We start from the raw sequence: 23,106 nt of genomic DNA on the forward strand, positions 1-23,106 counted from the left end.
TGACGTGCGGCCTACCGGAAGCAATACGGAAGCACTGTGACAAAGACTGAAGTGTGCTTATTGGATCACAATGGTATCGCGCGGCGGAAGCTTTTGGACACGGGTGTGCAATGCCCCGGACAAACTCAAGCAGGACTTGAGCAGGTCGGCCACCTTGCGGACTTTCGCTGCAGCTACGGCACTGGTTATCATCAATTGCAGTAATGCGCCGAGACCAGCCTCTGTAATGGTATGACTACGTTGGAAATGCGGTCAAAAGCCTAAAACTGATCTTTGCAAACATCGCTTTGCACCTTAACCTTTGGAAACACATAATATTCTTAGCGATAACCCAAATTTCAGAGCAGAGTTGACGTGTCGGACGGCAATATCCAATTAATACCAGTTTTCATCGGTTCCCCAAGTGGTCTTGAAAGGGAGCGCTCAACATTTCGCGATGTTGTTGACGAGTTAAATAGAGATCATTCTCGTCACTGGGGCTGCATGATAGATCCAGTTGGATGGGAAGAAACACTACCTGGGCGCGGTCGCCCCCAGACTCTGATCAACCAAGATTTGGATCGGTGTGAGTACTTTATCGGCGTAATGTTCGATCATTGGGGCTCGCCAACAGCAACCGGCGACTCTCGCTTCACTTCGGGATTTGAAGAAGAGTTTGAGCGGGCCAAGGAGCATGTGAAGTCCGGCAAAATGCAAAATATGACGGTGTACTTCAAAGCGATACCGCCTGATAGGTTGCGCGATCCAGGCGTCTCGTTACAGCGTGTCTTAGAGTTCAAGGAAGATTGCTTCTCAAAAAAAGATGCACTCTACAAAGAATATCCCGATGAGGCTGCGTTTGAAACGTTAATTCGAGCAAGACTGAGCTCAATCGGATGGGCGGAGTTCGAAAAACGACAAGCCAAATCAACACGCAAAGCCAAAACGGAAACACCACAGGCCCCAGCTAAGTCTATGCCTGAGGAAGATAGCCAAAAAAACCACCTTTTTTCGGAACCCGCCAGACTCTTCCTTGAAAACATCGCGCAACGGCATGCTGGTTGGGAAGAAACCAGTGCGGTCGAAGCTGCGCGCTTGCGGCTTGTGGCGTCAACACTTCACCGGACCGGCAACGACGAGATAATATTGGGTGCCCACGATGCGAACCTCCTCTTTAGGTATCGAAGTAGCCTAAAGCTCGGTCCAGAGGAGGTCCGAGGCTTACTAGACTGCGGGATCGCGGGATTTAGCAGCCAAAACATACCGTTGTGGTATTGGGTTGCGCGCTATTTTGAAGAGTTCAATGGTCGAGACACCTTAGTTTTCAGGGCAACAATCGCCGACGAGGCAAAACAAGCGAATACGATTCGGTTGATTTCTCTATTGGGCGTGGAGCTTCCTGAAACTGGGAAAGCCTTTGGTCGAAAAGCTGTCATCAAACGTTGGCTGAGCGAAGATGCTAATCACGACGTATTTGCAGAAGCGCTCGGGTACCTAGAAAACCATGCCACACGAGACGACATCCCGTTGCTTGAAGAACTGTATCACAACAGCACGTTTCAGCATCAAGCAAAGCTTGGTGACTTCATTATCAAGCTTGAAGCTAGATCCGGTGTCAACAAGGCATTATCTCGGGCACTCGAATTAGCCGTAGACGAAGTCGATGAAAAAACGGCGGACGAGTTGTTCAAAAATCCCACCTCTTTGACCACGGAATTTTTGATTCAGTGCGCGGGATCACCCTCGGGAACCATACGTCAGCGAGCAACAGCCACACTGCATGATCGTAATGCTCTACAAAAGGAGCTAGCGGGAACACTCCTAAGCGATCCGGACTACACCGTCAGGTACTACGCAGCACTTGCGCTGCATGATGCAGGCTTCCCATTAGAAGATAGTTTGGCAAAGAAAGCTCTCTCAATAACGAAAAAGAAACAAGGGCTTGGATCGCTCTTCTTAGACACAGAAACGGACAACGAGCATCTGGACCGGTACAAACTAGCTATTCTCGCAAACAAGGACTTCCGAGAACTGCGGAAGAACTACGATGAAAGCGGAATATTCGACGACGAAGTCGCCTTGGTTCTGTTTCGCGAACACCCAACCAAGATGAAACAAGCGATGCGCCAGGATTTGCAAGATGGGTATGAGCACTACTTTGATGCGCGCCTAAGCAAGCTTGAAGAAATTCTAGGCGGCGAAAATGAAACTTTCAAAGGATCAAAAAAGCTTATCCCTTTCCTTCGTAAGCGCCTTGTGACAGCTGCGTTGGAGGCTCTGTGCGGCATCAAGCAAAAACAAGACCTAGAGCTAGTTCGGCGTGTTTTGGACGTTCACGAAGTAAATATGTCGGAGTCCGCAATAGAGTTCTTAGGCAAATTCGGCGACTGGTCTGACCTGGCCCGTGTTAAGGCAATTAATGAGTATCAACCGCCAACCCTTAGCCTTTTCTCCATTGGTTCCCCAAAAGCAATCCCACGTAAAGCAGCTGCGATGCTTTCGATTGGAAAGGATCGCCTTGCGGATCTTCTAGCGGAGGATATGGAGCTGTTGTTACGTCGAGAGTTGTTGAAGCAACTTAAGAAGAAAGACATAACCTCAATGAACGATGATTTTCTTCTTAAGTTGCTTGACCACGACGACGATGAATGTCGTGCCGTTGTGGCGCTAAAGTGCGCACAATTCCTTTCAAAGGCACGCCTTAAATCCCTCCTTAAACTCTACACCGAACATGATGGCTATCGATACTACAATAGTATTCATTGGCTGGACTTAGGTGCAAGCATGCCTCGCGATACAGTCAAGTCTATTGCGTCACAGGAGTTAGCTCGCCGCTAATTTAGGTAAGCGTTTCAAGCGTTTCGAGCAAGATAACCGCGATCTTTGAAACTCCATTCAAACGTCCGGTTTACGCGTTTCGTGGCCTGTTGCAAGAACGAGATAGTCGGCATGACTAACGGCCGCTATGGGCTCGAAGCTGCCGCCGATGCTGCAGGCACATTCGGCGGCTAGTTCTTCGCTACATGCCTAAGGAATAAGCCTCAGTGTTCGGGATCTAATTAAACCCACTCATGGACCGCCAACCTTAGTTACCAATGGTAAAGAAGCGATCCAAGTTTTCAGCTTGCTGGATTGAAAGGCGCGTGGTGCATTCAGCCAATACCGCGCTCCAGCCCGAGCCCCCCTTATGCCAACCGACAATATTGTCTTCGGAACACATTTTATTCGCGAACTGAAGCCAGAGGCGCTGAGCAGCGCGCAGATCGGCTACCCCTTCCTCGTCTATCCCCGCTTCGTCCTGAGAACCCAGTGGTCCTTGATTCATTATGCGTTGATAAACAGCGTTCAGATGTTCGTCCGCTCGTTCCAAACCGATGTAGTTACAATACTCGTGAGGGGACACTGCGGCTCCTCCAGGTATGTAGAGACCTTTGCTTTCGAGAACTTCCTCCAAGTCTTTCACGCACTCTTGAATGCCCGATATGACACATGCTTCGCGATTAATTGAATCGCTTTCAAAACACTCCTCAACCTTAAGATAGGATTTGTCGTATTCGGCGACGGCTGCCTCCGAGTCATAGGCATGCGCACCGGTTCCCATAATCGTAAACCCAATAGCCAGTATCCGTTTAAGCATATGTGTTTCCTTACAATTTGTCGCTTGAGATTGACCCAGCATTCCCCACGTGGGTTGCTGTTTGATGGGAAAATGGTCGGACGGGACTCTGCCGTCAAGCACTTCTTGTGGTTGATCGATGCGAGGCGCGTACCCGCTCCACCCGCATCACGGCTCTCTGCGTAAGAAAAGTAAAACGTGGAGGCGAAGGTTCCGTTAGGGGGTTCAAACTGCCCAAATGGATACGTCACAAAAGAGGTGAATATTTGTCAGTGGTTTACGCAAAAAACCGGTAACGGTTCTTGGCTTCATTCAGCTTGTTTGCGGCGCGCTCAGGATCAGTATTTATGTTGTCTGCGAGCCTGCCTCCAACTTTTTCCATGAAATCACTCAAATCACTTTCTTGAGTATTTTCCAGCGCGGCCAGCGTGATTCCAAGGCCCGTAATCTGTGTCATTATCAGACGTATCTGCTCGTTTCGGTGTACGTGCTTAATGTTGGTCGCATCGATGTGGCTGCGCATTTCCTGCAAGTCGTCCTCCGACGATCCGGAAACCAAGTCCCAAATTTCATGATTGGACCACCGGGCGCGATTGCTGTCATCAGGATCAGGCTCACAGTAGCGTATCTTCTGCAAGGCCTCGGAAATGACATCACCGAACATAGCGTCGAACTGAGGCCACGTCCTGATCTGCCAACGATCCTTGAGCAAGTCTTTCCCCGCGCGTATCTCAATCCGCCAAACACGGCTCTGAGACGCATCAGAAGAGTCTAATGGGGGTAAACCTTCCCGATCAAGGTTGGTGTTCCAGATATCCCACCAGATCGGCTTTTTCTTATGAATCACTTCGCGACGTTTGTCATAGATGATGACCTGCCGTCCCGGCATTTTGCCAACCGTGACAGATGTGAAGTGACCAGATTTACCGTTGCTGCGCATGTCATCTTGAGCGGTAAGATAGTCAGCGCGGTTGGTGTGGCTGTGAATGACGAAGTTTTCGGGAACAAGTTCGAACTCCGGCGCGAGGATATCGACGCAGAAATCCGCACGGCTGATACTGACCTGATGCGACTCAAAGCGGATTCCTAGTCTAGTTAGGGTCTTGTCTATGTAGGATCGAGCATATCCGAGCCCTTGTGTCGCTAGAAGAGTTGAACCGACCGATATCCGAATACCCCAAGGGTCGCGCGCATTTGGTTTCTTAAAGGACCAATGCACATCCAAAGGCCCACCTTTGAGGATAAAGCGATACCCGTTGCCACCATGGGGCAACAAGTCAAAGTCTGCGCCGCCGTAGCTGAAAGGAACGGGGTGCCGCTCTTCTTCGGCTCTTTCCCGTTCAGTGTTCAGCAAGTCGAACAAATCTTGAGAGATATTCGCCTGAATCGAAAGTGCGATAGTGTCGAATCCACGATGAACAACTTGCATTTTTGGGCTCTCCTTGGGTTCCGGTATTTCCAGAGGGGGGTGCTACAATCACCCCCCTCCTTCGGCGAATGCCGCGCGATTTGGTTGAGGTTGGGAAAAGGGGCGGGCGCTAAAGCGCCCTTCGATAGTGCCTCCGGCGGGGCAGCTATTGTTTTGGGGCCGGGCTGGACGCCCGGCGGAAATCATTGGCTGGCTGCTGCCTGCTTGCGCGAAATCCAGTTCTCTGCACGTTCAACGCATTTGGCGACGTTCAGAAGGTCATTGTGAGAAAACGCGCTGGTGGTGCGCCAGTCACCTTCCCCGTTCTTGTAGGACCGGGAAACATCGACGGAAAAGAAACCGTCGTTGTCCCAGATCGTTGCGGTAATAAGTCCGATTTTGAATTTGAAGGCTGGTTGCTGTGTCATGGTGAGCTCCTAGTTTGAACCATTTGGCAGATACAGAAAAGGCGCGGGGTGGCGACACCCCGCGCCCCTGAGAGCCATCCGGCCCCAAATCCCGCTCAGCGCTGCCAACTCTGAACGGGCAAAACTCAAATGTCAGGAAGGTGCGGCGCTGGTATTGGCGACGCGCTTTTCAGCGATCCATTTTTGCAAGTCACTGCGCGTGTAACGGACAGACCGACCAGAGACCTTTACAAACATAGGCCCACCGCCTCGAACGCGCCAATTCTGTAATGCGCGTACGGAATAACAGAGATAGTTGGCGGCTTCTTTCTCGTCGATGAGCCGGTCGAAGTAGTCAGGGTCAATCTGTGCTTGCATTGTAGCCTCGCTGCATATCGTTTCATTGCAGCCAATATGCAGCGTAGGTCCGTCTCAATCTAATGTCATATATGGCTCAAAATTTGTCCATTTATGACATCCCCTATTTTTTAAGGCCAAACACGCGCAACGTCGCGTTTCCGAGGGTGTGGGACGTCGGGAATTTGTGATTCTGATCGATCCAGAAAAACGCATACATGAAACTAAAGAAGTCGCTCTTGTAAGGTTGTTCTTCGTCCAGTTCGTCATAGCGATAGGTCTTCACTGGATTGCGTCCGGTGTAGTGTTGGAACACTTTTGCAAGCTGTTGGATTGTATCTTCCAAGCTTTCGTTTTGTTTAGGGCGGGCGCGTGGGCGTTTGTGATGGTCCAGCCCTTCTTGGATCAGGAACGCTATCTCGGGGAGTTTCCCTTTCAGGACGTCAATCAAATACTCTCCGTAGTCCAGCCCTTCGTGGTCAGCACCAATGGCGTTCTCAAAATAGTCTTCCGGCTCATTCGCCATTCCTACCTCTTCAATTTCCCATTGAATGGACGGAGGCAGGTTTGAAAGCTGAGCCAGCAGAGAGCCGATGGTCTTGTCGAGCTTGCTGTAAATCGCCTTACGCTCTTTCGCAGGAAGTTGTGACATCCGACGATCGTTGGGGCGGTAGTGCTGTGCAATCCATTCAATGTCGGCAGCAAACCCTTCCGCGACAGGCAAAGGGAGTTGCATCTGGCTCCACATGTGTTCGAAGTCTAATTCAAGTTTTTTGTTCTGGTTATCCAGCATTTGTCCGGAGCCTGTATTGATATCAATCTTATGGTTGCTGTGTGGTGCCCTATGTAACGTAACCTATATGTAGGGCGCCCAATTCTTTGCCATTGTCCCTATGTAAGGTAACGTTATTGAACAACCCTCAGAGGGGCGGCCCGTACATCCTTGCGAACCGCGCGTGCCAATCTTGCGGCGACAGACCCAGCAGCGCGCTGAACAGCATCATCCGCTAGGTGAGCATAGCGCAGTGTTGTGGTCAGGTTCTTGTGACCCATAATCTCTTTGAGAGTGAACGGATCGATCCCGTCTTTCATGGCGACCGAGGCATATGTATGTCGCAGGTCGTGAATGCGGACATCCTCCAACCCTGCCGTCTTACGTATGCGCCGCCACGGCTTTTGCAGGTTGTTCAATGGGCCATCATCTGACTCCCCTAATATTACATAGGGGTTCCCCGGTTGCCGGGGCAATTCCATCAGGATGTCATAGGCTTCCCTTGGCAGGGGAATGCGGCGGCGTCCGGTCTTGCTGTCCGGCAATTCCAGATGGTGCGACGTTACATAGTCCCAGCGCAGGGTCAGAATCTCGCTGAGGCGGCATCCGGTGTAAATCAGCAGTAGCAGGGCCGACACCACGTAGACGGTCTCTGTGCCGTCTTCCAGCGCCTCGGCCAGCACTTCGCCAAGCCGTATCTGTTCCGCGTCTGACAGATAGCGTTTCTTTTCTTCTTCGCGGAATTTCTTGATCCGACGGGCGGGGTTCGATCCGGGTTGCCGCAATCCCCAATCCTCGGCCAGATTAAACAGCTTCGACAACATCGCCGCCGCCCGGTTGGCTTGATACGGTGTCTCGCGCAAACCGTGATGAAAAGCCACCACGTCGGCACGGGTTACTTCGGCAATTGGGATAGGTCCAAGTTTGGGCCGGATGAATCGGCGAATGACGCTGTGATAATCGCGGGCTGTGGTCGGCTTACAATGCTGGTCGACATATTCCTCAAGGAACCGGTCACACAGCCCGGCAACGGTCGGTGCGCGCCGCTTGGCCTGCTTTTCGGCAGATGGGTCTGATCCGCGCGCAACGTCGCCCAGAAGCTGCTTGGCATGTGTCCGTGCTTCCTCAGCCGTCAGAACGCCATGCTGGCCGATAGTGATCCGTCGCGTCCGGCGACCGGCTCGGTACTGAACCAGATAGGTCTTTTTGCCGGACGGATAGACCCGCAGCCCAAAACCGCGCATGACCCGATCCCAGACAAGGTAGTCCTTTGCCTCAACGGCAAGCCCCTCAACTGCGCGTTTGGTCAATTTGAACATATCCAGAACACTCCTTGCTTCCGGCCTGCTTCCGGAAGCTATACGGAAGCAATTGGCGGCGAATTCTGGAGTAATTCATGAATTCAAGGCGCAACGAAGGTCAACGTAAATAATTGTTTTCGCTTCATTTTTGTCAATGTGGCGAAATCCGGAGAAATACAGCGAAATGGCTCTGGCCGTTCTTTTAATCAGTGGGTCGCAGGTTCGAATCCTGCACGGCTTACCACTTTTTTCTAAGTTAAAATAATGTGTTATGCGCTGTAGCGATTGTGTTGCTACTTGCTCAGCAAGAACATCTGCTTTGAATGGGGGACTTATGGGGGACAAATTCCGCTGATTTCTAACCCTAGTTCAAACCCGTAGCCAGCCTAGCTGATGTCAGGTTTTTTAAGCATTTCTTCAAAGGAGGTGCGTCTGCATCATCTTTCGTCAAAAACGCTGACCAGCTTTCATCGGCGAGTGTTTATTGATTTGCGCGGGCGGGCTATGTGCAATGATGGCCTCGTTCCGGGCCTCGACACACAAGTCAACATGCGTCATGTCGTTGGAATGTCAGCTCAGAGCCCTGTACGACGCCTAGTCCGCGATCGACACGAGATTCAGGAGTCCGGTCTTGACTGGCTGGAAGGCGATGTCGGCGCAAGCCCGCTTAGACAAGCCACAACACAAGGCAACATGCGATTGATCCGAGGGACAGGCTTCCAACAACCAATTGCAAGTGGAAGCGAGATGCCGGTTGGGCGCTGTGCGCTTCCAATCGGGAATACACGCGGCGGGCGTTCATCCACGCTCCACAGTAGATTAGCAGCGAGATCAACACAAAAAGGGTGGCTGCAGCCTTCGCCAGCCACTCGGGTTCGACGGCGGAAAATACGGCCTTAAGGCCAAGGGCGATGGCCACGCATGCCATTCCGGTTCTCATCCATCCCGCAAATGTGCGCTCATTTGCCAAAATGGTGCGGTCTTCGGCCCAGTCGGTCCGCTCCTCGGCCAAGTTTTGGCTTTTCGTGTTTTTTTCAGACATTGCCGCCCTTTGGACTAGTCACCAGATCGGAATGTGCAGGCTTGCCGGTTTTTCGGCAAGCCTGCCCAAGACCTTAAACGCGCACAGTTGGGTCGCAAAACGACACACGCGCCCGGTCACCGCGTCAGCTTGATTTCGAGATCGCCCGCAGCATCCAAGCTGCCTGCTCATGAAATGCCGAACGTTCGGTCGCCAGATCTTCAGTCACGACGTCTTTGCGGCTTCCTGCAAGCTCGGTCAGGGTGTGCAGGCGGTGCGCCACCCGCTCGTGATCAGCAGCCAGATCTTCGATCATGTCGGCGGCGGACAGGTCCCCTTCGCGATCCTTGATGGCCGAGAAATCCAGGATGTCGGACATGCGCGAGGGCGCCAGGTGTCCCAGCGCGCGGATGCGTTCCGCGATCTCATCAGCGGCGGCGAACATGTTTTCGTACTGTTCTTCGGTCAGCTTGTGGATCGAATAGAACAGAGGGCCTTCCACGTTCCAGTGATACGCATGTGTCTTGAAGGTCAGCCGGTAGGTGTCGGCCAGAACATCAGCCAGACCTTTGGCCAAAGGCGCGGTGTCGCGCACGCCAGTGGAAACGGGGTTTTCGTTCGGGACAACGTTCAATGCGTCGGTCATGACAACTCCTTTTTTCTACTGGGGAAGAAACGCCCAAAACCGGATTTGGTTCCACTTTCGGCGGAAAAATCAGTTGACGGTGGGCATCCCGCCATCAGCCGAATAGTCGACCGACACCCGCAGCAGGGTTGGAATGGCGACGTCAGCCGCCGCCTGCAGCGCAGGAGCAAGATTGCCGAGACTTTCGATATCTTGGTAGATCCAGCCAAAGGATCGGGCCAGAGACTCCCAATCGGGGTTGCCGAAGCAAAACTCGCGCGCACCAGGCTGTTTTTCGTCGATCAGACCATAGCCGTTGTCTTCCCAGACCAGAACAGTCACGGGCACGCACAACCGGGCCGCCGTCTCCATCTCCTGAACATTCATCAGGAAGTCCCCATCACCGCAAACGGCGATCACCCGACCCTCGTCCAACAGACGGGCAGCCTCGATCGCTCCAGGCAGCGCAAGGCCCATACCGGCCAAGCCGTTCGGAATGATGATTTGCCCCGCTCGGCGTGCTTGAACCTTGCTGGCGACCCAAAGTTTGTGCAGGCCCACGCCAGACAACAGAACGTCGCTTTCGCGAAGCGTTTCGGAAATCGCCTGACAAATGTTCGACGGCGCGACACAGGCGGCATCGGAAGCTGTTGCTACACCTTCCAGCGAGGCGTCAATCCTCCGCTGGAGACCTTTGAACCAGCTTTGCGCGGGACGTTCGGCCGAGGCCTTGGCCAGAACGTCAATGCAGTGCGGAAGGTCCCCGGTCAGAGCGGCCTTTACCGGCCAGTCCACATCAACAGTCGAGGCCACATCCGAGATCTCGAGAACCGGCTTCTTACCGCCGATCGAGATGTTCGAGGGTGGATATTCAACCGGGTCAAACCCGATGGCAATGATCAGGTCGCACAGGTCGAAGGCTTCTGATGCCAATTCTTTGCCCGGCTGACCGATCGAATGCAGCGAGAGCGGGTGTCCCGGAGGCAGAACGCCTTTGGCCATGAACGTCGTGACGACCGGGGCCGACAGGCTTTCCGCAAGTTCCCGAACGTCGCTTGCGGTGCCGGATCGGATCACCCCGTGTCCTGCAAGGATCAAGGGCTTTTTCGCATCAGCCAGCAGGCGCGCGGAACGGATGACCGCATCTGCCGCCGGTCGCACCTCGGCTGGCGGCGGCGCCACGAAAGGTTCGGCCAGAATCGGGACCTCGGCCAGATCCTCGGGCAGGGAAAGATGGACGGCTCCGGGTTTGTCGAGCTTGCTCAATCGCACGGCCTCGGCCACGACTTGGGGGATTTCATCCGCGACCATCAGCGTTCGGCTCAACTTGGTGACTGGCGCGAAAAGCGCTTCGAGATCGATGATCTGATGGCTTTCGCGGCCCAGCCTGGACCGCGCACCCTGCCCCGTGAGGGCGATCAGCGGCACATGGTCAAGCGTGGCATCCGCCACACCGGTGACAAGATTGGTCGCTCCAGGTCCAAGTGTCGAGAGGCATACCGCCGGGTTCCCCGTCAATCGACCGTGAACCGATGCCATGAACGCCGCCGACTGCTCGTGCCGGCACAGGACGAAGTCGATGCTCGACTTGTCGAATGCGGCGATCAGATCGGTTGTTTCCTCACCCGGAACACCGAATGCACAGGTCACGCCGTTGGCTTCCAGGCAGGCAATCAGCAATTCGGCAGCGGTTTGGGTATGGACGGCATCTTTCATAGGGCTTTGAACCTCGGGGTACTGTTTCAGGGAGTGCGGATGCGCGGGGGCTTACCCACGGATCAGCCGCAAGATTAGCGAACCGATGAACAGGACCAGAAAGATCACGAAAAGGATCTGTGCGATACCGGCCGAGGCCGACGCGATGCCGCCAAACCCGAAGATGCCAGCAACGATTGCAAGTGCGAAAAAGATCAGCGCCCAGGACAACATGGGATTTCCTTTCATTTCTGTGACTACTGGCGGGTCAACGCTTGGAACCCCAGATTGGTTCCGGATCATTTTGGTGGAACCTTTGGCGAGCGCCCGCGTTGGGTCGATGAAAGGAGATCTGACATGACACAGAAAACGGCGAAAAAGGCCCCTCAGGACACTCCGCATGCGGAAATGGCGGCGCGGATCGACGAAGTGGCCAAGGAGGCCAAATCAGCCTTGGAAGATGGCGTAACCGCAACGCGCGACACGTTGAAAACGGCGCGCGACGAGGCGCAAAAGCAGCTGACACAGACATCCGAGAAAAGTGCCGCATTTGTGCGCGAGAACCCGGGTCTGGCTATGGTCGGAGCGTTGGGCGTGGGTGTCCTGCTGGGCCTCGCGTTGCGCAAGGCGGACCGCGGTTAGAACACGCGGTACACCGCGACCGATATGGGTATCGAATACGTATTGCCGGCCATGCTCGGCTTGGGTTTGGCCGGTCTACTGATCTGGTTTTTCATCAGGAATCGCTGACACCTCTATTCGTCACTGCCACGCCAGCCAACCTGCCATCCCAAAGACCCAAAGCGCCTCAACCGCGCTTTGGGTCTTCTTCTATTTCGGGTTTGATCTGGGCGTATGCCAGCATCGTGAAGACAGCAGTTCCTCCGATGATGTTGCCGGCGAGGACGGGCAGGAAAAAGCTGAAAACGGCTGCGCCTACTGGCAACTGCACCTGAAGCATCAGAACCGCCATTTCTACCGAACCGGCAACGACGTGGGTAAAGTCACCGGCCGCAATCATCCAAGTGAAGATTACGATGACCAGCACCTCGTTGTTCTGCGCCGATGGCAGCATCCAAACGATCGCCGCAATCAGGATTCCCGCCGGTATTCCGCGCAAAAAGCCATCCCAGGCGCCCATGCCGGTGGCGTGATGACTCAGGTCGTTGATGACCGAGACGAGCTGAGGTGACAACACTGGCGTGTGGATCAGGAAGGCAGATATCGCAAACGCCCCCAGCACATTAGCACCCAGTACGATTGCCCACAGCCTGGCGGTATTGGTGAAGCAGGCAACGGACGGATTTATCATGGCTGGAACGACAGTCGTAATCGTGTTTTCGGTAAACAACTGCATCCGCCCCAAGATGACCAGGACAAAGCCGAGGGAATAGCCCAGGTTCTCGATCAGAAAGCGCCCGCTGGTTTCGGGCAGATGTGCCCGCAATATCGCTTCGCCCAGCACCGAAAAGCTGATCAGCACTCCAGCGGCAATCCCGGACCAGAACAACGCTTTGGTCGGGCGGTCCAGTTCCTCCTCACCGTTTTGGCGGATGGTCTCGAATATCAGGCGCGGAGACAGCCCGGACGCTTCTTCGACCGCTTCGCGCTCACTCTCTTTCTCGACAAGATCGTCTCGCGGCGCGTTGTGTGTATTGAACATTTTGACCCCTTGTATCGACCTTCAAGCCCAACGTTCTGCCGGTCGTTTTGGTTCCATCAGGCGTAAAAAATCCTCAAGCCTCGTGCGAGAACTGGGATCACACCCAGATCTTTGTCGGGAACTTTTAGCCACCTATCGCGTTGTGACCTTGTAGGAACAACGACAAGTAATTCGAAAGGAACTTCGGTATGGTGGAAGTATATGGCATTGGCGGTCTGATCGTCCTGGTTTTGTCGATCTGGGCCATTATTTCGATCATCGGCTCGTCTGCGACGACCGGTGCAAAAATCCTGTGGGTCCTTTTCGTTCTGTTGCTTCCGGTCGTCGGCTTCATCTGCTGGCTGATCTTTGGCCCGAAGGCAGCGCGCAGCGCGATCTGATCAGCGCGGAAATTGTCGGTACAAAAAAGCGCGGCATCGGCCGCGCTTTTTTTGAGTCAATTGTATAGATGGTGAAATGGGCCTTGTGCCAGTTCACCCAGGATCAGCGCCGATCTTCAAGCCGTTCCCACTGAAATCAATGGCTGCGATCTTGCGGGCAAGATCTGCGGCAGTAAAAGGCCGTATCAGTGCCGCACATTCAAATTGCGCTTGCACCTCGGGGGACGGGTCCAACAGCAACAGTGCACTGCCGCGCTCGGCCAACAGCCGCGCGACGGCGTCAAATGACGTCTCACTTCTGCGATAGCTCAGAACGCTCAAGGCCGGGGCGAATTCGGGGTCCTGCCAGAAATGCCCACCCGCGTGCAGCTCGCGGATATGGACAATGCGATCGGTCGAAACTCCGGGGATGGCGTCACTGATGTCCGCTGCTTCGATAAAGTTTTCCGTAACAATCAAAACATCTGCTACGCTGCGGGAAGAGGCTTCCATAAATACCATCCTAAAATCTGTTCGATGCCACCGTAGGGCAATCCCGCAGCGCCGCAATAAACTATGACACAGCAACGAAAAATTTCTCTGATCGCATGTGCTGACTGTCCGCTGAGGCAGATGGACGTCTTCCTGCCGTTTTCGGAAGACGACCTGCGATTCATGCAGGGTTTCAAAACCGGCGAGATGCAGGCCGAACCCGGAACACAACTGTTCATCGAGGGCGCGAAATCCGCGCATCTGTTCACGGTCCTGAGCGGGATGGGCGTTCGCTACAAAACGCTGGAAAACGGTCGTAGGCAGGTCATAGGCTTTGTGCTTCCAGGCGATCTCGTCGGGCTGCAGGCTGGCGTCATGGGCGAGATGCGGCACTCGGTCGAAGCGACAACCGCGATGCGGCTGTGCGTTTTCAATCGCTCGCGGCTGTTCGAGTTATATCAGAACCAGCCTGATCGCGCCTTTGACCTGACATTCCTGGCCGCGGTCGAAGAGCATTTTCTGGGCGACGCCCTGACAACCGTCGGCCAGCGCGGCGCGATCGAGAAGATCGCGTGGAGCCTGCACCGCTTCTACACAAGGTCGCAGGCTGTCGGATTGGCCAAAGGCTTGCAGTGTCCGCTGCCCTACCGGCAGCAGGATCTTGCGGATGCGTTGGGCTTGTCGCTGGTTCACACGAACAAGACCCTGCGTCGGCTGAAGGATCTCGGTCTGGCCGAGTGGTCCAACAATGTGCTGCAGATTAACGATCTTGAGGGTCTAGCCGAGCTTGGCTTGGTCGAAATCACCGAAGCCGTTCCGCGCCCGCTGATCTAAACGTGGCGGATGGACAGGAATTAAAGAACCGCCGACCGAAAAATCGGCCGGCGGCTTGATCACATGCTTTGCGACTGAGGAGCCGTTTTACGACCCTTCGTAGGCCGGCATACCCTTCAGCATCTCTTTGTCAGCGTGAACGAAGGCATAGGTGTTGTCACCATTGACTTCACGCATCAGCGACACGCGCGAGAAATCGATCAGAACATCCTTTTCCCCCAAGCCGAGGAACCCGCCAACGCCGATCACGGCCCCATCGACCGATCCGTCCATGTCGACGACGACCTCTTCGATCTCGCCGATCCACTCTTGCGAGACGTCATAGACGCGCATGCCGGTCAGATCTTCGGCCGGGATAGTGCCCTGGGCAACGGGGACATAACCCTCGATGTCGATGGTGGTTGGATCAACCGCATCAGCCATCTGTCCGGCTTTTTCGCTGATGTACTCACCGGTTGCTTCGGCTGCCTGGTCGACGTCTTCCGCCGTGTTCTGCGCAGCGTTCTTGATATCCTGCGCGGTATTGGACAGCGCATCACCGGCTGCCTCGGCTGCCTCTTCCAGGTTCTTGCCGACTTCTTCGACATTCGAGCTCTCTGCATAGGCCGATGCCGACATCACCAGAACGATCGAAGTTGTGGTCAGAAAACGTTTCATAGCTCACTCCTTTGGTCTGTTCTGACCGCGTTTCCCGCGGTCTTGTTGAACAAACGAATGACGCCGGAACTTGTTCCCAGAAAAATGCAAAAATATCTGTTTTTAAAACAAAAAACCGCGCATCTGCGCGGTATGACAAGCCGTGGCCAGACCCTCAGACCGGGTGCAGCGGATCGGAAGATCTGGACAGAACCATGTAGTGTTCATCGTCGGGAATATTGCGTAACTCAGCGAACGGAAAACTCAGGATATCTGGTCGCCCGTCGATCAAGAGAAATCGCAGAGCCTTGGTGTTTGGGTCTAGCTCAATATCCATAAACCTTCCCAACTCACCAGTCGCGTCAAACACGGGGTTGCCCTGCAACTTCGCAAACCATCGGAAGTTGCTTCCGGGTGGCGTGGGCTGGGGGCGTTGGCGGAGAGCGTCATTCAGGATCGCCCCCATCACAACCGGCGCAATCGCGTTGCCGAACGGCCCTACGACCAGGGGCGGCAGGCCTTTAATGTCTACTGCGAGGGGGTCTTCGCCTCCTTCGCTCTGTCGAAGATGATTCACTTGGTGATGGGATAACGTGCACACTACCTCGCTTGCACCAAATTCGAGCGAATCGGCGGTGAACGCCACCGGGTCATTCCCTCCGGCCACGCTCAGATTGACTAAGACGTACTCCAACTCGGTCTGCCCAGCGCGAATGGCGATATCGGAAACGCGACCAATTGCGTGGTCGGTTCCAGATGGGACAACGGGCGTGTTGATGAGGTCAGACAGTTTCATAGTCTCGGAGATTACCTGTTGGGATCGGTCTTGAGAGTCTGTGGGGCGCCATCGATTTGATGCCACCCCACGCGATGTGCGCATCCACCTTTGGGCTACATGTCCTTCATCAGGCGATCCACGATTTCCCGAACGTCTTCTTTCGAATCTCCGTATTTCTTTTGGATGATGCCTTCCAGTTGCTCGCGATCGCCGCGGGCTTGCTCGATCTCATCATCGGTCAAATCGCCGAAACGCTCGATCAGCTTGCCTTTGAATTCGGTCCAGCGTCCAAGAATTTGGTCCCAGTTCATCGTAAATTCCTTTCGATTGCTTCGTCGCTGTCAGTGAAACGCACCAAACTCGAACTGGTTCCGGGCACCGGCGATATTTCTTCATTGGTCGGCAAAAAGGGGGGATCGAACAGATACCGAACTGGGTCCACCGTGGCGTTCGAACTGGTCTTGGGAACAATCTCGTCTTCCATGCGTTGAAGGACCGAGACCTCAACACAGGAGATCGAACCATGCCACGTCGAACCGAGACCACGGAGAAAGCAAAAGCCCATGCCCAGGATCTGACCGGCAAGGTCAAGGACACCGTGACCGCCGAGGTCTCGGCCCGGGCCGAATCCCTGAAGGACAGCGCAGCGCAGGAGGTTGAGAGCGCCGCTCATGCAGCCGACGCAGCTGCCGATGCATTTCCCGACCAATCGGTACAGCATCAGGTCTTGTCGAGGATTGCGGACAACATGGAAGCTGTGGCTGGGCAAGTCCGCTCTGCCGACTTGGCCAGTATGAGCCGAAAGGTGTCTGATTTCGCCCGCGAAAACCCGCTGTTGTTCGTCGGATCGGCTGCCTTGGCCGGGTTTGCTGCAGCCCGTTTCCTGAGCGCGCGCAATACGGGCGCGGCCCAATCCGCATCTTTTCGTGCAGATCCTTGGGATATTGATCCGTCGCTGCTGCATGGTACCTCGGTCGATACCTCGGGCCACACCAGCGCGTTGGCGCGAATGAATGGTGGCCGCGATGCATAACCCCAACGATCTGCGATCTGCACCGGGGCTTTTGGCAAACGCGCTCAAACATCTGTCGGGTTTGCTTCAGGCTGAGGTAAAGCTTGCCAAAGAGGAGTTGTCCCGAAACCTGACGCGAGCGGGCTTAGGGCTGGCCTGCCTTGGCGTTGCTCTGATCCTTTTGATGATCGCACTGAACCTCATGGCGACATCCTTGGTCGCGTATATCGCCGCCAATGGTTTTTCGGTGGGTATGGCCTCGTTGCTCGTTGGCGCGGGCTTGGCACTGGTTGCTGGGTGCCTGGCGCTTTTTGGCCGGTCCCGCTTGTCCGCCACCGCGCTGGTCCCCGAGCAAGCCATGAAAAACCTGCAGCGCGACATCGAAGCGATGAAGGAGTCGACCCATGTCTGACCTGACACCTCTTGAAACGCAGATCGCATACGAACGCAGCGCTCTTGCACGCTCGCTTAATGCTCTGTCGGATACGCTGGCACCGCCGCGCCTGGCAGACGAGGCGAAATCGACGCTCGAAGCCTATGGCGGGCAGATCGGTGCGCAACTCTGGTCCGCGGCTCAAAAAAACCCGGCCGCCTTTGCTCTGCTCGGTGCAGGAGCAGCCCTTTGGGTTGCGGGTCCAGGGTCTGGCTCAAAAAGCACCCAATCCCCGCGCCAGGCCGTACCTCCGCAGCAGGCCTTCGACGGCTTTGATCGGCGTGTCGCCGACGCCGACAGCCGCATGAAACAGGAGATGACCGGAATGACTGAACACAGCCAATCTGCCAGCGTGCTGTCCGCCGCCTTGGATCGTGGTCTGGACAAGCTCTCACCCCAGGCCCGTGCCCGTGTGATCGAAGCGCGCAAGGCCGCAATCGGTGCGCAGCAAGCGGTCGAGAAGCGTGCGCGGAAGGCGGCGAAGGCCTCGCAAACCTTCGTTCATGATCAGCCGCTGGCGGCCGGAGCATTAGCGCTGGGCGTAGGTATTCTGGCTGGCGCTCTGCTGCCCAACACCCGCAAAGAGGACGAGTTGCTGGGCCATCGGCGCGATCAGCTGATGCGACAGGCCCAACGGGTTTTGAACGAAGAACTGGACAAGCTGCATGCCGCGGCCAACGCACGGCTGGATGAGGCCGCTGATCGGGCCTCCGACGCTTTGCGCAGTCAGTGAAGCGCGCCCATGCCCACTGCTTTCAGCTCTCCATCGGCCTTGCGTGCGATGCTGGCGATCCTGACCGGGATCGCCATCATCACCGCTTTGTACCTAGCCCGGTCGATCGTCGCGCCGATCACCTTCGCGTTGGTTCTGGGGGTCGTGGTCGCCCCACTCGCCGACAAGCTTGAGGGGGTTGGTTGCCCGCGTGTGATATCCGCTTCGGCACTGCTGTTCGTGACCAGCACCGTCATCGTCGCGGCGTTCCTTCTGCTTGAACCGTTGCTGTCCACGCTGGTCGAACAGTTGCCCGCCATCAAACGCGAGTTGCGCTCTTGGGTCGCCGCAATGTCCGAGTTCATTCGGGGTATCGAAACGCTTGGGCGCGAGATCGAAGAAACCGTCGGCGCCGATGGGGCAGCGGAAACGGAGTCCGCCCTTCCGTCAGTGATGGATGCCTTGTGGCTGGCGCCCAATTTCGGATCAAAGATCCTGATTTTCATCGGCACGCTGTTCTTTTTCGTTTTGACCCGACCCGAGCTCTATGCCGCAGCCGGCCCGTTGACGGAGCGGCTGTATCTGGCCGACCGCGCGGTCTATCGCTATTTCGCTGCCGTGACGTTGGTCAATATCGGCCTCGGGACGGTAACGGCTGTGGCCTTGGGGCTGATCGGCATCAATGACGCCGTGATCTGGGGGCTGGCCGCCGGCCTTCTGAACTATGTGCTGTATCTCGGTCCGCTGATGATCCTGACCGGCCTTCTGATCGCCGGTTTAACCCAGTTCGGTGGAGCCGCGGCCCTGTTGCCCCCCCTGGTTTTCCTGGCGATCAATCTTTCTGAAGCACAATTCGTAACACCCGCCTTCGTCGGCCAACGTCTGCAGGTGAACCCGTTGGTCGTGTTCATTGCCATCATCTTTGGGCTTTGGCTGTGGGGGCCGGTCGGCGCCATCGTCGCACTCCCGATCCTGCTGTGGTTCGGCGTATTGTTGCACCCCAAGGTCATGAGCCCGGTCGCGCCCACCTAAACGATGTTTTCAGTTACCCCCGGAAGCGGTTGCCGCATGTCGCGCGCAACGTCGGCGTCATGCGGAACCAGGAAGCCGCTGCGCGCTTCGGGGCGCCGCACGCCGTTGGCCTGTACCTCTCGCCCCCACCACGCGAACATGGCATCGGGCTCGATCGGTTTGCTCAGATCATCCGAGAACCACCAATGATCCACCAGGGCCTGCCGCAGAACTGCGACCCGCTGCCGGTCGGTGACCCGAAGGGCGACTTCTGTGTCCCACCGCAAAGACCGTCCGTTCAGGTTGGCGGACCCGACCAAAGCATGATGGTCATCCACCACCAGAACTTTGTTGTGAACGTGAATGATCGGAGACCCGCTCAGAACTTCAGCGCTGGCATCGGCCCCACTGGCCGGAATCGGTTGGACCGGGGTCGACACCGAAACCCGGTCTTGGAACCCCTGCTGAATGATCTCCAAGCATTTGGCCTGCAGGTCCAACCCGTATTGCGCGTCCAATCCGTCATGGCCGCCAAAGGCCACTTCCTCGGGCAAGGCTGGTAAAACAAGTACCAGTTTCAGATCCTGCTTGGAATGGCCCGCGTCAGCCAAGGCCTCGGCCAGCCGGGTTGATCTGAAATACTGGGTCTCGATGTGCAGAAGTTGCCGCGCGGCTTGAAAGGCGGCTATGTGCGCATCCTCGATCTCATGCGCGATGGTCTTTGGCGACAGCCGCCAGAATGCAAACCGGCGCGGGCTGGACAGGGTGCGGCGCAGGTGGGTTGCCTGTGGGACCGGTTGTCCGGTTGCGATTTCATGTTCGAACCGGTCGATATGGCGCGCGGCCTCGGCGGCCTCGGGTCCGCGGACCAGCAATTGAACGTCTGACCAGGTGTTTTTGGCCAGACGATCGTGATCCGGTGTGTCAAAGCGCCTTTCGTTCAAGTCCAATCCGCCGAGGTAGCAGATCTCATTGTCGATCACTGCGACTTTCTGATGGTGCGACACGGTGTGAAGCCGGGGTAACGTGTCCGACCCCAGCCGTACTGCCTGCCGTTCGCGTCGTTCGCGGGACAGCTCCTGAATCCGCTGCGCCTTTTTCCGAAGAACCGCCGGCAACAGCGCGGCCCACGGCAATGCGCCAGCCTGCGCCGGGTGCATGGACACGCGAACGGTCAAGCGCGAGGCGATTTCTGGACCCAGGATTTCCGCCAGCGCAACCGCCTGCCGTTTCGTGCGCCAGCTCAGCTCGTGCAACTCGGTCGCGAAGATCGGATCGAAATCGCTGATGACCAAATGAAACGTTACACCCTTGCGAATGACATGCTCGATCAGGTCAAACCAGGTTTCCCCAATCTGGCGCGCCTCGTCGCTGCGCAGCCGTGTCATGAAATCGAATATCCGAAAACTTGCCTTGATCTGGTGCCGGGCCTTCAGAACCGCTTTTTCCAAGGCGGGCCAGGCTTGCTCGGCCGTGATCAGGACCTCAAAGTCATTCTGCTGCGGCACGGGCATCACCGCCTCTCTCATCCGCAATGGTCTGTGGTTCGCTATCCCCTTCTAATTCAGCGATTTCGAACGTCACCTCATACACATAATGCGATGATGTCTCGGTTATGGTTTCGGAACCGTCCAATTGGCGGAGGAAGGCCTGCATCAGCCGCTGACCGATCCCGCCGCTGTGAAACAGATCCGCACCGTCGTCCGTCTGCCCGCGCGTGTTGGAGATTTTCAGATGCAGGTTGCTCTCCTCGGGTCGGGTCAATTCCACCGAAATTGTCGGCGGTCCGTCCTGCGGAACGCCTACGTATTTGACCGCGTTCGTCAGCGCCTCGGCCACCAGCATCGACAGCGTGACTGCCTGATCCTGCCCCAGTTCGACAGGCGCGATCCGGCAGTCAACCTCGACCACCTGACCCAGAATTGGCGGTCGATGCGCCAGTTCGGCGACCAAATGTCCGATCAGTGCCTCGGTGTTGATCGTCGTCATCTGCGAGTTCTGGTTCAAGCTCTGGTGCACCATGGCCAGGCCGCGAACCCGACGCTGCAACTGTTCCAGCAAGCGCCGGGCCTCGGTGGTTTCGGCCTTGCGCAAATGCATGTTCATGATCGAAGCGATCAGTTGAAGATTGTTTTTGACGCGATGGTGTACCTCGCGCAACAACAGCGTTTTTTCGACAAGGTCGCGTTCGTGCTGCGCCTCAGCCTCGCGGATCAACAAGACCATGCGGTTGAATGCAGTCTGTATTTGCTGAAACTCCTGCGGGGCGCCTGCGAGGCTTTCAATTGGGTCGCGCTCGCCCAACGCGAAACGACGCACGGCCGAACGCAAGCTGTCGAGATGCCGGATCACCAATCGATGCAGGCCCCACAAGGCAACTCCCAGACCGGTCACCCACATCAGGATCGGAAAAGCAATGGTCAAAGCAGTGCTGCCTGCACCGACTGAGGCCAGCGCCGCCTCGCGTGGCCAACTGCCAATCACGGCGACTTCGCCCGGAATGATGCTGGCAACTGCAAAAACCCGATCCTCTCCGTCGGCCGTTTTAGCCGAAAATGTTTTACCGGAACTGGACAGAACCAACAGGTTTTCTTTCGCGGGCGGTAGGAATGGTTTGACCTCATCCAAGCCCACATTTGATGACAGCACTTCTCCGGTCGCGTCGAACAGGGCGATGACCACGTCACTACCAATGTTGCCAACATCCAAGGGCGTGCGCGCCAGCGCATGAGGTATCGAGATGGAGACGAACCCCATAAGCTCGGTCTTGTTCATGACCGGCTGGGTTACGATGATCACTGATTGCCCTGTCGCCGCCCCGGCACGACTGACAGAAAAAGTAAGCTGCGGATTTTCCGAGATCTGCCCGAAACCGGGCGCGTCCGACAATTCGATGGTCCGTTCGACGGTTGAGCAAGCCATAACACCGTTCGGCTGTATAAACCCGGCAAATACAAACTCGGGCTGTCGTTCGACGAACCTGCGCATAAGGCCCGAGCAAGCGGCTTTGTCCATACCTCCAGCCGAAAGCGCGGCGGTAAGTCCCGAACTGGCACCAACAGCTTTCTGCAGAAGCTCCCGTTCCCGGGTGGCAGCTTCGATGGTGCGCGCCAAAACCGAGGCCCGAGATCTTTCGTCGGCCTCGGTAATCACAGCGCGTGTCTGCAATACCGCAATCAGCCCCAAAGGCAAAAGCGCCAAGGTGACCAGCGCGGCAAGATAGACGGTCAGGCTGCGCGGTTCCGCATCCATCGATCGTCAGGCCGCCGGTTGCGTCTGAACGATCGCCACCGTCACCGCATCGGTCAATTCGATGGGTTCGTCATCTTCCAAATCCATCAGTTCGGCCAGTTGCGCGCGGGCACGGTTCACCCGGCTTTTGATCGTACCAAGAGCGACGCCGCACATCTCGGCTGCTTCCTCATAGGAAAATCCCTGTGCACCGACCAGCACCAATGCTTCGCGCTGTTCATCCGTCAGTTGGTCAAATGCAACAGCAAAATCCTTCAACGCCAGCCGTCCGTCATGGTCGGGCTTTTGCGACAGGCTTTCGGCCATCGCGCCATCCACATCCTCGACCTCGCGCTTGCGCTTGCGGTGCAGCGAAAAATAGGTGTTCCGGACGATGGTGAACAACCAAGCCCGCATGTTGGTGCCTTCCTGAAACGAGTCGATATTGCTCCATGCCTTTATCAATGCGTCCTGCACGATGTCATCGGCCGTGGCCCCGTTTCGGCACAAGCTGATCGCAAAGGCACGCATCGCGCCAATATGTTCGACAAGCTCTTCTCGGGGATCAACCATCCGAGCCTCCCGTGTCACCGCTTTTGGGAACACTGGTCTGATTGCGCAGTTTTTCAAGAAGATCGACGAACCGATCCGGAACCGGTTCGTTGGCTACCTCATCGAAAGCCCGCTTGAGGTTTTCGTCGATCCTTTGCTCTATTTCTTGCCGATGGCTTCGGCTGGGCTGTGGTTTTGTCATGGCATCATCA

27 protein-coding genes are annotated in these 23,106 nt (G+C 55.9%); 8 read left to right on the forward strand and 19 right to left on the reverse strand.

Annotation, left to right across the window (positions count from 1 at the left end; genetic code table 11):
• Positions 1-354 precede the first annotated feature (354 nt).
• Positions 355-2,817 (forward strand): DUF4062 domain-containing protein, encoded by a 2,463-nt coding sequence (locus tag ACR0E2_RS12105; RefSeq protein WP_480446571.1) that lies wholly within the window; start codon positions 355-357, stop codon positions 2,815-2,817.
• A 247-nt stretch (positions 2,818-3,064) separates the two neighbouring features.
• Here ACR0E2_RS12105 and ACR0E2_RS12110 read toward each other — a convergent pair whose 3' ends face one another.
• The 10 genes from ACR0E2_RS12110 to ACR0E2_RS12155 all read right to left on the reverse strand — a co-directional run bounded on the left by ACR0E2_RS12110 (position 3,065) and on the right by ACR0E2_RS12155 (position 11,415).
• Positions 3,065-3,616, reverse strand: coding sequence for a lysozyme inhibitor LprI family protein (locus tag ACR0E2_RS12110; protein ID WP_480446572.1), 552 nt, complete (start codon positions 3,614-3,616; stop codon positions 3,065-3,067).
• Between the two features lie 256 nt (positions 3,617-3,872).
• Complete coding sequence (locus tag ACR0E2_RS12115; RefSeq protein ID WP_480446573.1) at positions 3,873-5,024, reverse strand: hypothetical protein; 1,152 nt, start codon at positions 5,022-5,024, stop codon at positions 3,873-3,875.
• A 182-nt stretch (positions 5,025-5,206) separates the two neighbouring features.
• A complete protein-coding gene (locus ACR0E2_RS12120; protein ID WP_480446574.1) occupies positions 5,207-5,431 on the reverse strand; it encodes a hypothetical protein in 225 nt (74 codons plus the stop codon).
• Between the two features lie 132 nt (positions 5,432-5,563).
• Positions 5,564-5,788, reverse strand: coding sequence for a helix-turn-helix transcriptional regulator (locus ACR0E2_RS12125; RefSeq protein WP_171616510.1), 225 nt, complete (start codon positions 5,786-5,788; stop codon positions 5,564-5,566).
• A gap of 103 nt (positions 5,789-5,891) precedes the next feature.
• Complete coding sequence (locus ACR0E2_RS12130; protein ID WP_480446575.1) at positions 5,892-6,560, reverse strand: hypothetical protein; 669 nt, start codon at positions 6,558-6,560, stop codon at positions 5,892-5,894.
• A gap of 113 nt (positions 6,561-6,673) precedes the next feature.
• Complete coding sequence (locus tag ACR0E2_RS12135; RefSeq protein ID WP_480446576.1) at positions 6,674-7,858, reverse strand: tyrosine-type recombinase/integrase; 1,185 nt, start codon at positions 7,856-7,858, stop codon at positions 6,674-6,676.
• A gap of 649 nt (positions 7,859-8,507) precedes the next feature.
• Complete coding sequence (locus ACR0E2_RS12140) at positions 8,508-8,882, reverse strand: YidH family protein (protein ID WP_480446577.1); 375 nt, start codon at positions 8,880-8,882, stop codon at positions 8,508-8,510.
• 124 nt (positions 8,883-9,006) lie between these two features.
• Positions 9,007-9,507 carry a Dps family protein gene (locus ACR0E2_RS12145; RefSeq protein ID WP_480446578.1) on the reverse strand — a complete coding sequence of 167 codons (501 nt, stop codon included), beginning with the start codon at positions 9,505-9,507 and terminating at the stop codon, positions 9,007-9,009.
• A gap of 69 nt (positions 9,508-9,576) precedes the next feature.
• Positions 9,577-11,202: an acetolactate synthase large subunit gene (locus ACR0E2_RS12150; RefSeq protein ID WP_480446579.1), complete on the reverse strand. Its 1,626-nt coding sequence runs from the start codon at positions 11,200-11,202 to the stop codon at positions 9,577-9,579.
• Positions 11,203-11,253: 51 nt separating this feature from the next.
• Positions 11,254-11,415 carry a DUF1328 domain-containing protein gene (locus ACR0E2_RS12155; RefSeq protein ID WP_093961673.1) on the reverse strand — a complete coding sequence of 54 codons (162 nt, stop codon included), beginning with the start codon at positions 11,413-11,415 and terminating at the stop codon, positions 11,254-11,256.
• A gap of 123 nt (positions 11,416-11,538) precedes the next feature.
• Between ACR0E2_RS12155 and ACR0E2_RS12160 the strand changes: the two genes are divergently transcribed.
• Positions 11,539-11,823: a hypothetical protein gene (locus tag ACR0E2_RS12160; protein WP_480446580.1), complete on the forward strand. Its 285-nt coding sequence runs from the start codon at positions 11,539-11,541 to the stop codon at positions 11,821-11,823.
• 166 nt (positions 11,824-11,989) lie between these two features.
• Here ACR0E2_RS12160 and ACR0E2_RS12165 read toward each other — a convergent pair whose 3' ends face one another.
• Positions 11,990-12,844: a formate/nitrite transporter family protein gene (locus tag ACR0E2_RS12165; RefSeq protein ID WP_480446581.1), complete on the reverse strand. Its 855-nt coding sequence runs from the start codon at positions 12,842-12,844 to the stop codon at positions 11,990-11,992.
• A 188-nt stretch (positions 12,845-13,032) separates the two neighbouring features.
• On the opposite strand from ACR0E2_RS12165, the gene ACR0E2_RS12170 reads away from it, so the two are divergent.
• Positions 13,033-13,224: a PLDc N-terminal domain-containing protein gene (locus tag ACR0E2_RS12170; protein WP_171172676.1), complete on the forward strand. Its 192-nt coding sequence runs from the start codon at positions 13,033-13,035 to the stop codon at positions 13,222-13,224.
• 93 nt (positions 13,225-13,317) lie between these two features.
• Here the strand turns inward: ACR0E2_RS12170 and ACR0E2_RS12175 are convergent, their stop codons facing one another.
• Positions 13,318-13,716, reverse strand: coding sequence for a hypothetical protein (locus ACR0E2_RS12175; protein ID WP_480446582.1), 399 nt, complete (start codon positions 13,714-13,716; stop codon positions 13,318-13,320).
• A 63-nt stretch (positions 13,717-13,779) separates the two neighbouring features.
• Here ACR0E2_RS12175 and ACR0E2_RS12180 point away from each other — a divergent pair, with 63 nt between their 5' ends.
• Complete coding sequence (locus tag ACR0E2_RS12180; protein WP_171172678.1) at positions 13,780-14,529, forward strand: Crp/Fnr family transcriptional regulator; 750 nt, start codon at positions 13,780-13,782, stop codon at positions 14,527-14,529.
• 87 nt (positions 14,530-14,616) lie between these two features.
• On the opposite strand, the gene ACR0E2_RS12185 is transcribed toward ACR0E2_RS12180, so the two are convergent.
• The 3 genes from ACR0E2_RS12185 to ACR0E2_RS12195 form a co-directional block, all read right to left on the reverse strand.
• Positions 14,617-15,186, reverse strand: coding sequence for a PRC-barrel domain-containing protein (locus ACR0E2_RS12185; protein WP_480446583.1), 570 nt, complete (start codon positions 15,184-15,186; stop codon positions 14,617-14,619).
• Positions 15,187-15,340: 154 nt separating this feature from the next.
• Entirely contained in the window at positions 15,341-15,961 is a 621-nt protein-coding gene (locus ACR0E2_RS12190) for a PRC-barrel domain-containing protein (RefSeq protein WP_480446584.1), read from the reverse strand.
• A 95-nt stretch (positions 15,962-16,056) separates the two neighbouring features.
• Positions 16,057-16,254: a CsbD family protein gene (locus ACR0E2_RS12195; RefSeq protein ID WP_093961665.1), complete on the reverse strand. Its 198-nt coding sequence runs from the start codon at positions 16,252-16,254 to the stop codon at positions 16,057-16,059.
• Positions 16,255-16,466: 212 nt separating this feature from the next.
• On the opposite strand from ACR0E2_RS12195, the gene ACR0E2_RS12200 reads away from it, so the two are divergent.
• Genes ACR0E2_RS12200 through ACR0E2_RS12215 form a run of 4 tightly spaced genes read left to right on the forward strand, consistent with a single transcriptional unit; the run spans position 16,467 to position 19,132 of the window.
• Complete coding sequence (locus tag ACR0E2_RS12200) at positions 16,467-16,976, forward strand: hypothetical protein (RefSeq protein WP_480446585.1); 510 nt, start codon at positions 16,467-16,469, stop codon at positions 16,974-16,976.
• A complete protein-coding gene (locus tag ACR0E2_RS12205; RefSeq protein ID WP_171116901.1) occupies positions 16,969-17,367 on the forward strand; it encodes a phage holin family protein in 399 nt (132 codons plus the stop codon). Before ACR0E2_RS12200 ends, ACR0E2_RS12205 begins: the two co-directional genes overlap by 8 nt.
• Positions 17,360-18,121 carry a hypothetical protein gene (locus ACR0E2_RS12210; protein WP_480446586.1) on the forward strand — a complete coding sequence of 254 codons (762 nt, stop codon included), beginning with the start codon at positions 17,360-17,362 and terminating at the stop codon, positions 18,119-18,121. Before ACR0E2_RS12205 ends, ACR0E2_RS12210 begins: the two co-directional genes overlap by 8 nt.
• Positions 18,122-18,130: 9 nt before the next feature.
• Complete coding sequence (locus ACR0E2_RS12215; RefSeq protein ID WP_480446587.1) at positions 18,131-19,132, forward strand: AI-2E family transporter; 1,002 nt, start codon at positions 18,131-18,133, stop codon at positions 19,130-19,132.
• Here the strand turns inward: ACR0E2_RS12215 and ACR0E2_RS12220 are convergent.
• Genes ACR0E2_RS12220 through ACR0E2_RS12235 form a run of 4 tightly spaced genes read right to left on the reverse strand, consistent with a single transcriptional unit; the run spans position 19,129 to position 23,096 of the window.
• The gene (locus ACR0E2_RS12220; RefSeq protein WP_480446588.1) at positions 19,129-20,625 is read right to left on the reverse strand and encodes a phospholipase D family protein; all 1,497 of its coding nucleotides are present in this window, start codon (positions 20,623-20,625) and stop codon (positions 19,129-19,131) included. The genes ACR0E2_RS12215 and ACR0E2_RS12220 overlap by 4 nt on opposite strands.
• Positions 20,603-22,363, reverse strand: coding sequence for a sensor histidine kinase (locus tag ACR0E2_RS12225; RefSeq protein ID WP_480446589.1), 1,761 nt, complete (start codon positions 22,361-22,363; stop codon positions 20,603-20,605). The genes ACR0E2_RS12220 and ACR0E2_RS12225 overlap by 23 nt, the downstream gene beginning before the upstream one ends.
• Before the next feature lie 6 nt (positions 22,364-22,369).
• Complete coding sequence (locus ACR0E2_RS12230; RefSeq protein ID WP_480446590.1) at positions 22,370-22,915, reverse strand: RNA polymerase sigma factor; 546 nt, start codon at positions 22,913-22,915, stop codon at positions 22,370-22,372.
• Positions 22,908-23,096, reverse strand: coding sequence for a NepR family anti-sigma factor (locus ACR0E2_RS12235; RefSeq protein WP_170452416.1), 189 nt, complete (start codon positions 23,094-23,096; stop codon positions 22,908-22,910). Before ACR0E2_RS12235 ends, ACR0E2_RS12230 begins: the two co-directional genes overlap by 8 nt.
• Positions 23,097-23,106: the final 10 nt, after the last annotated feature.

This window comes from Ruegeria sp. A4, assembly GCF_056543025.1.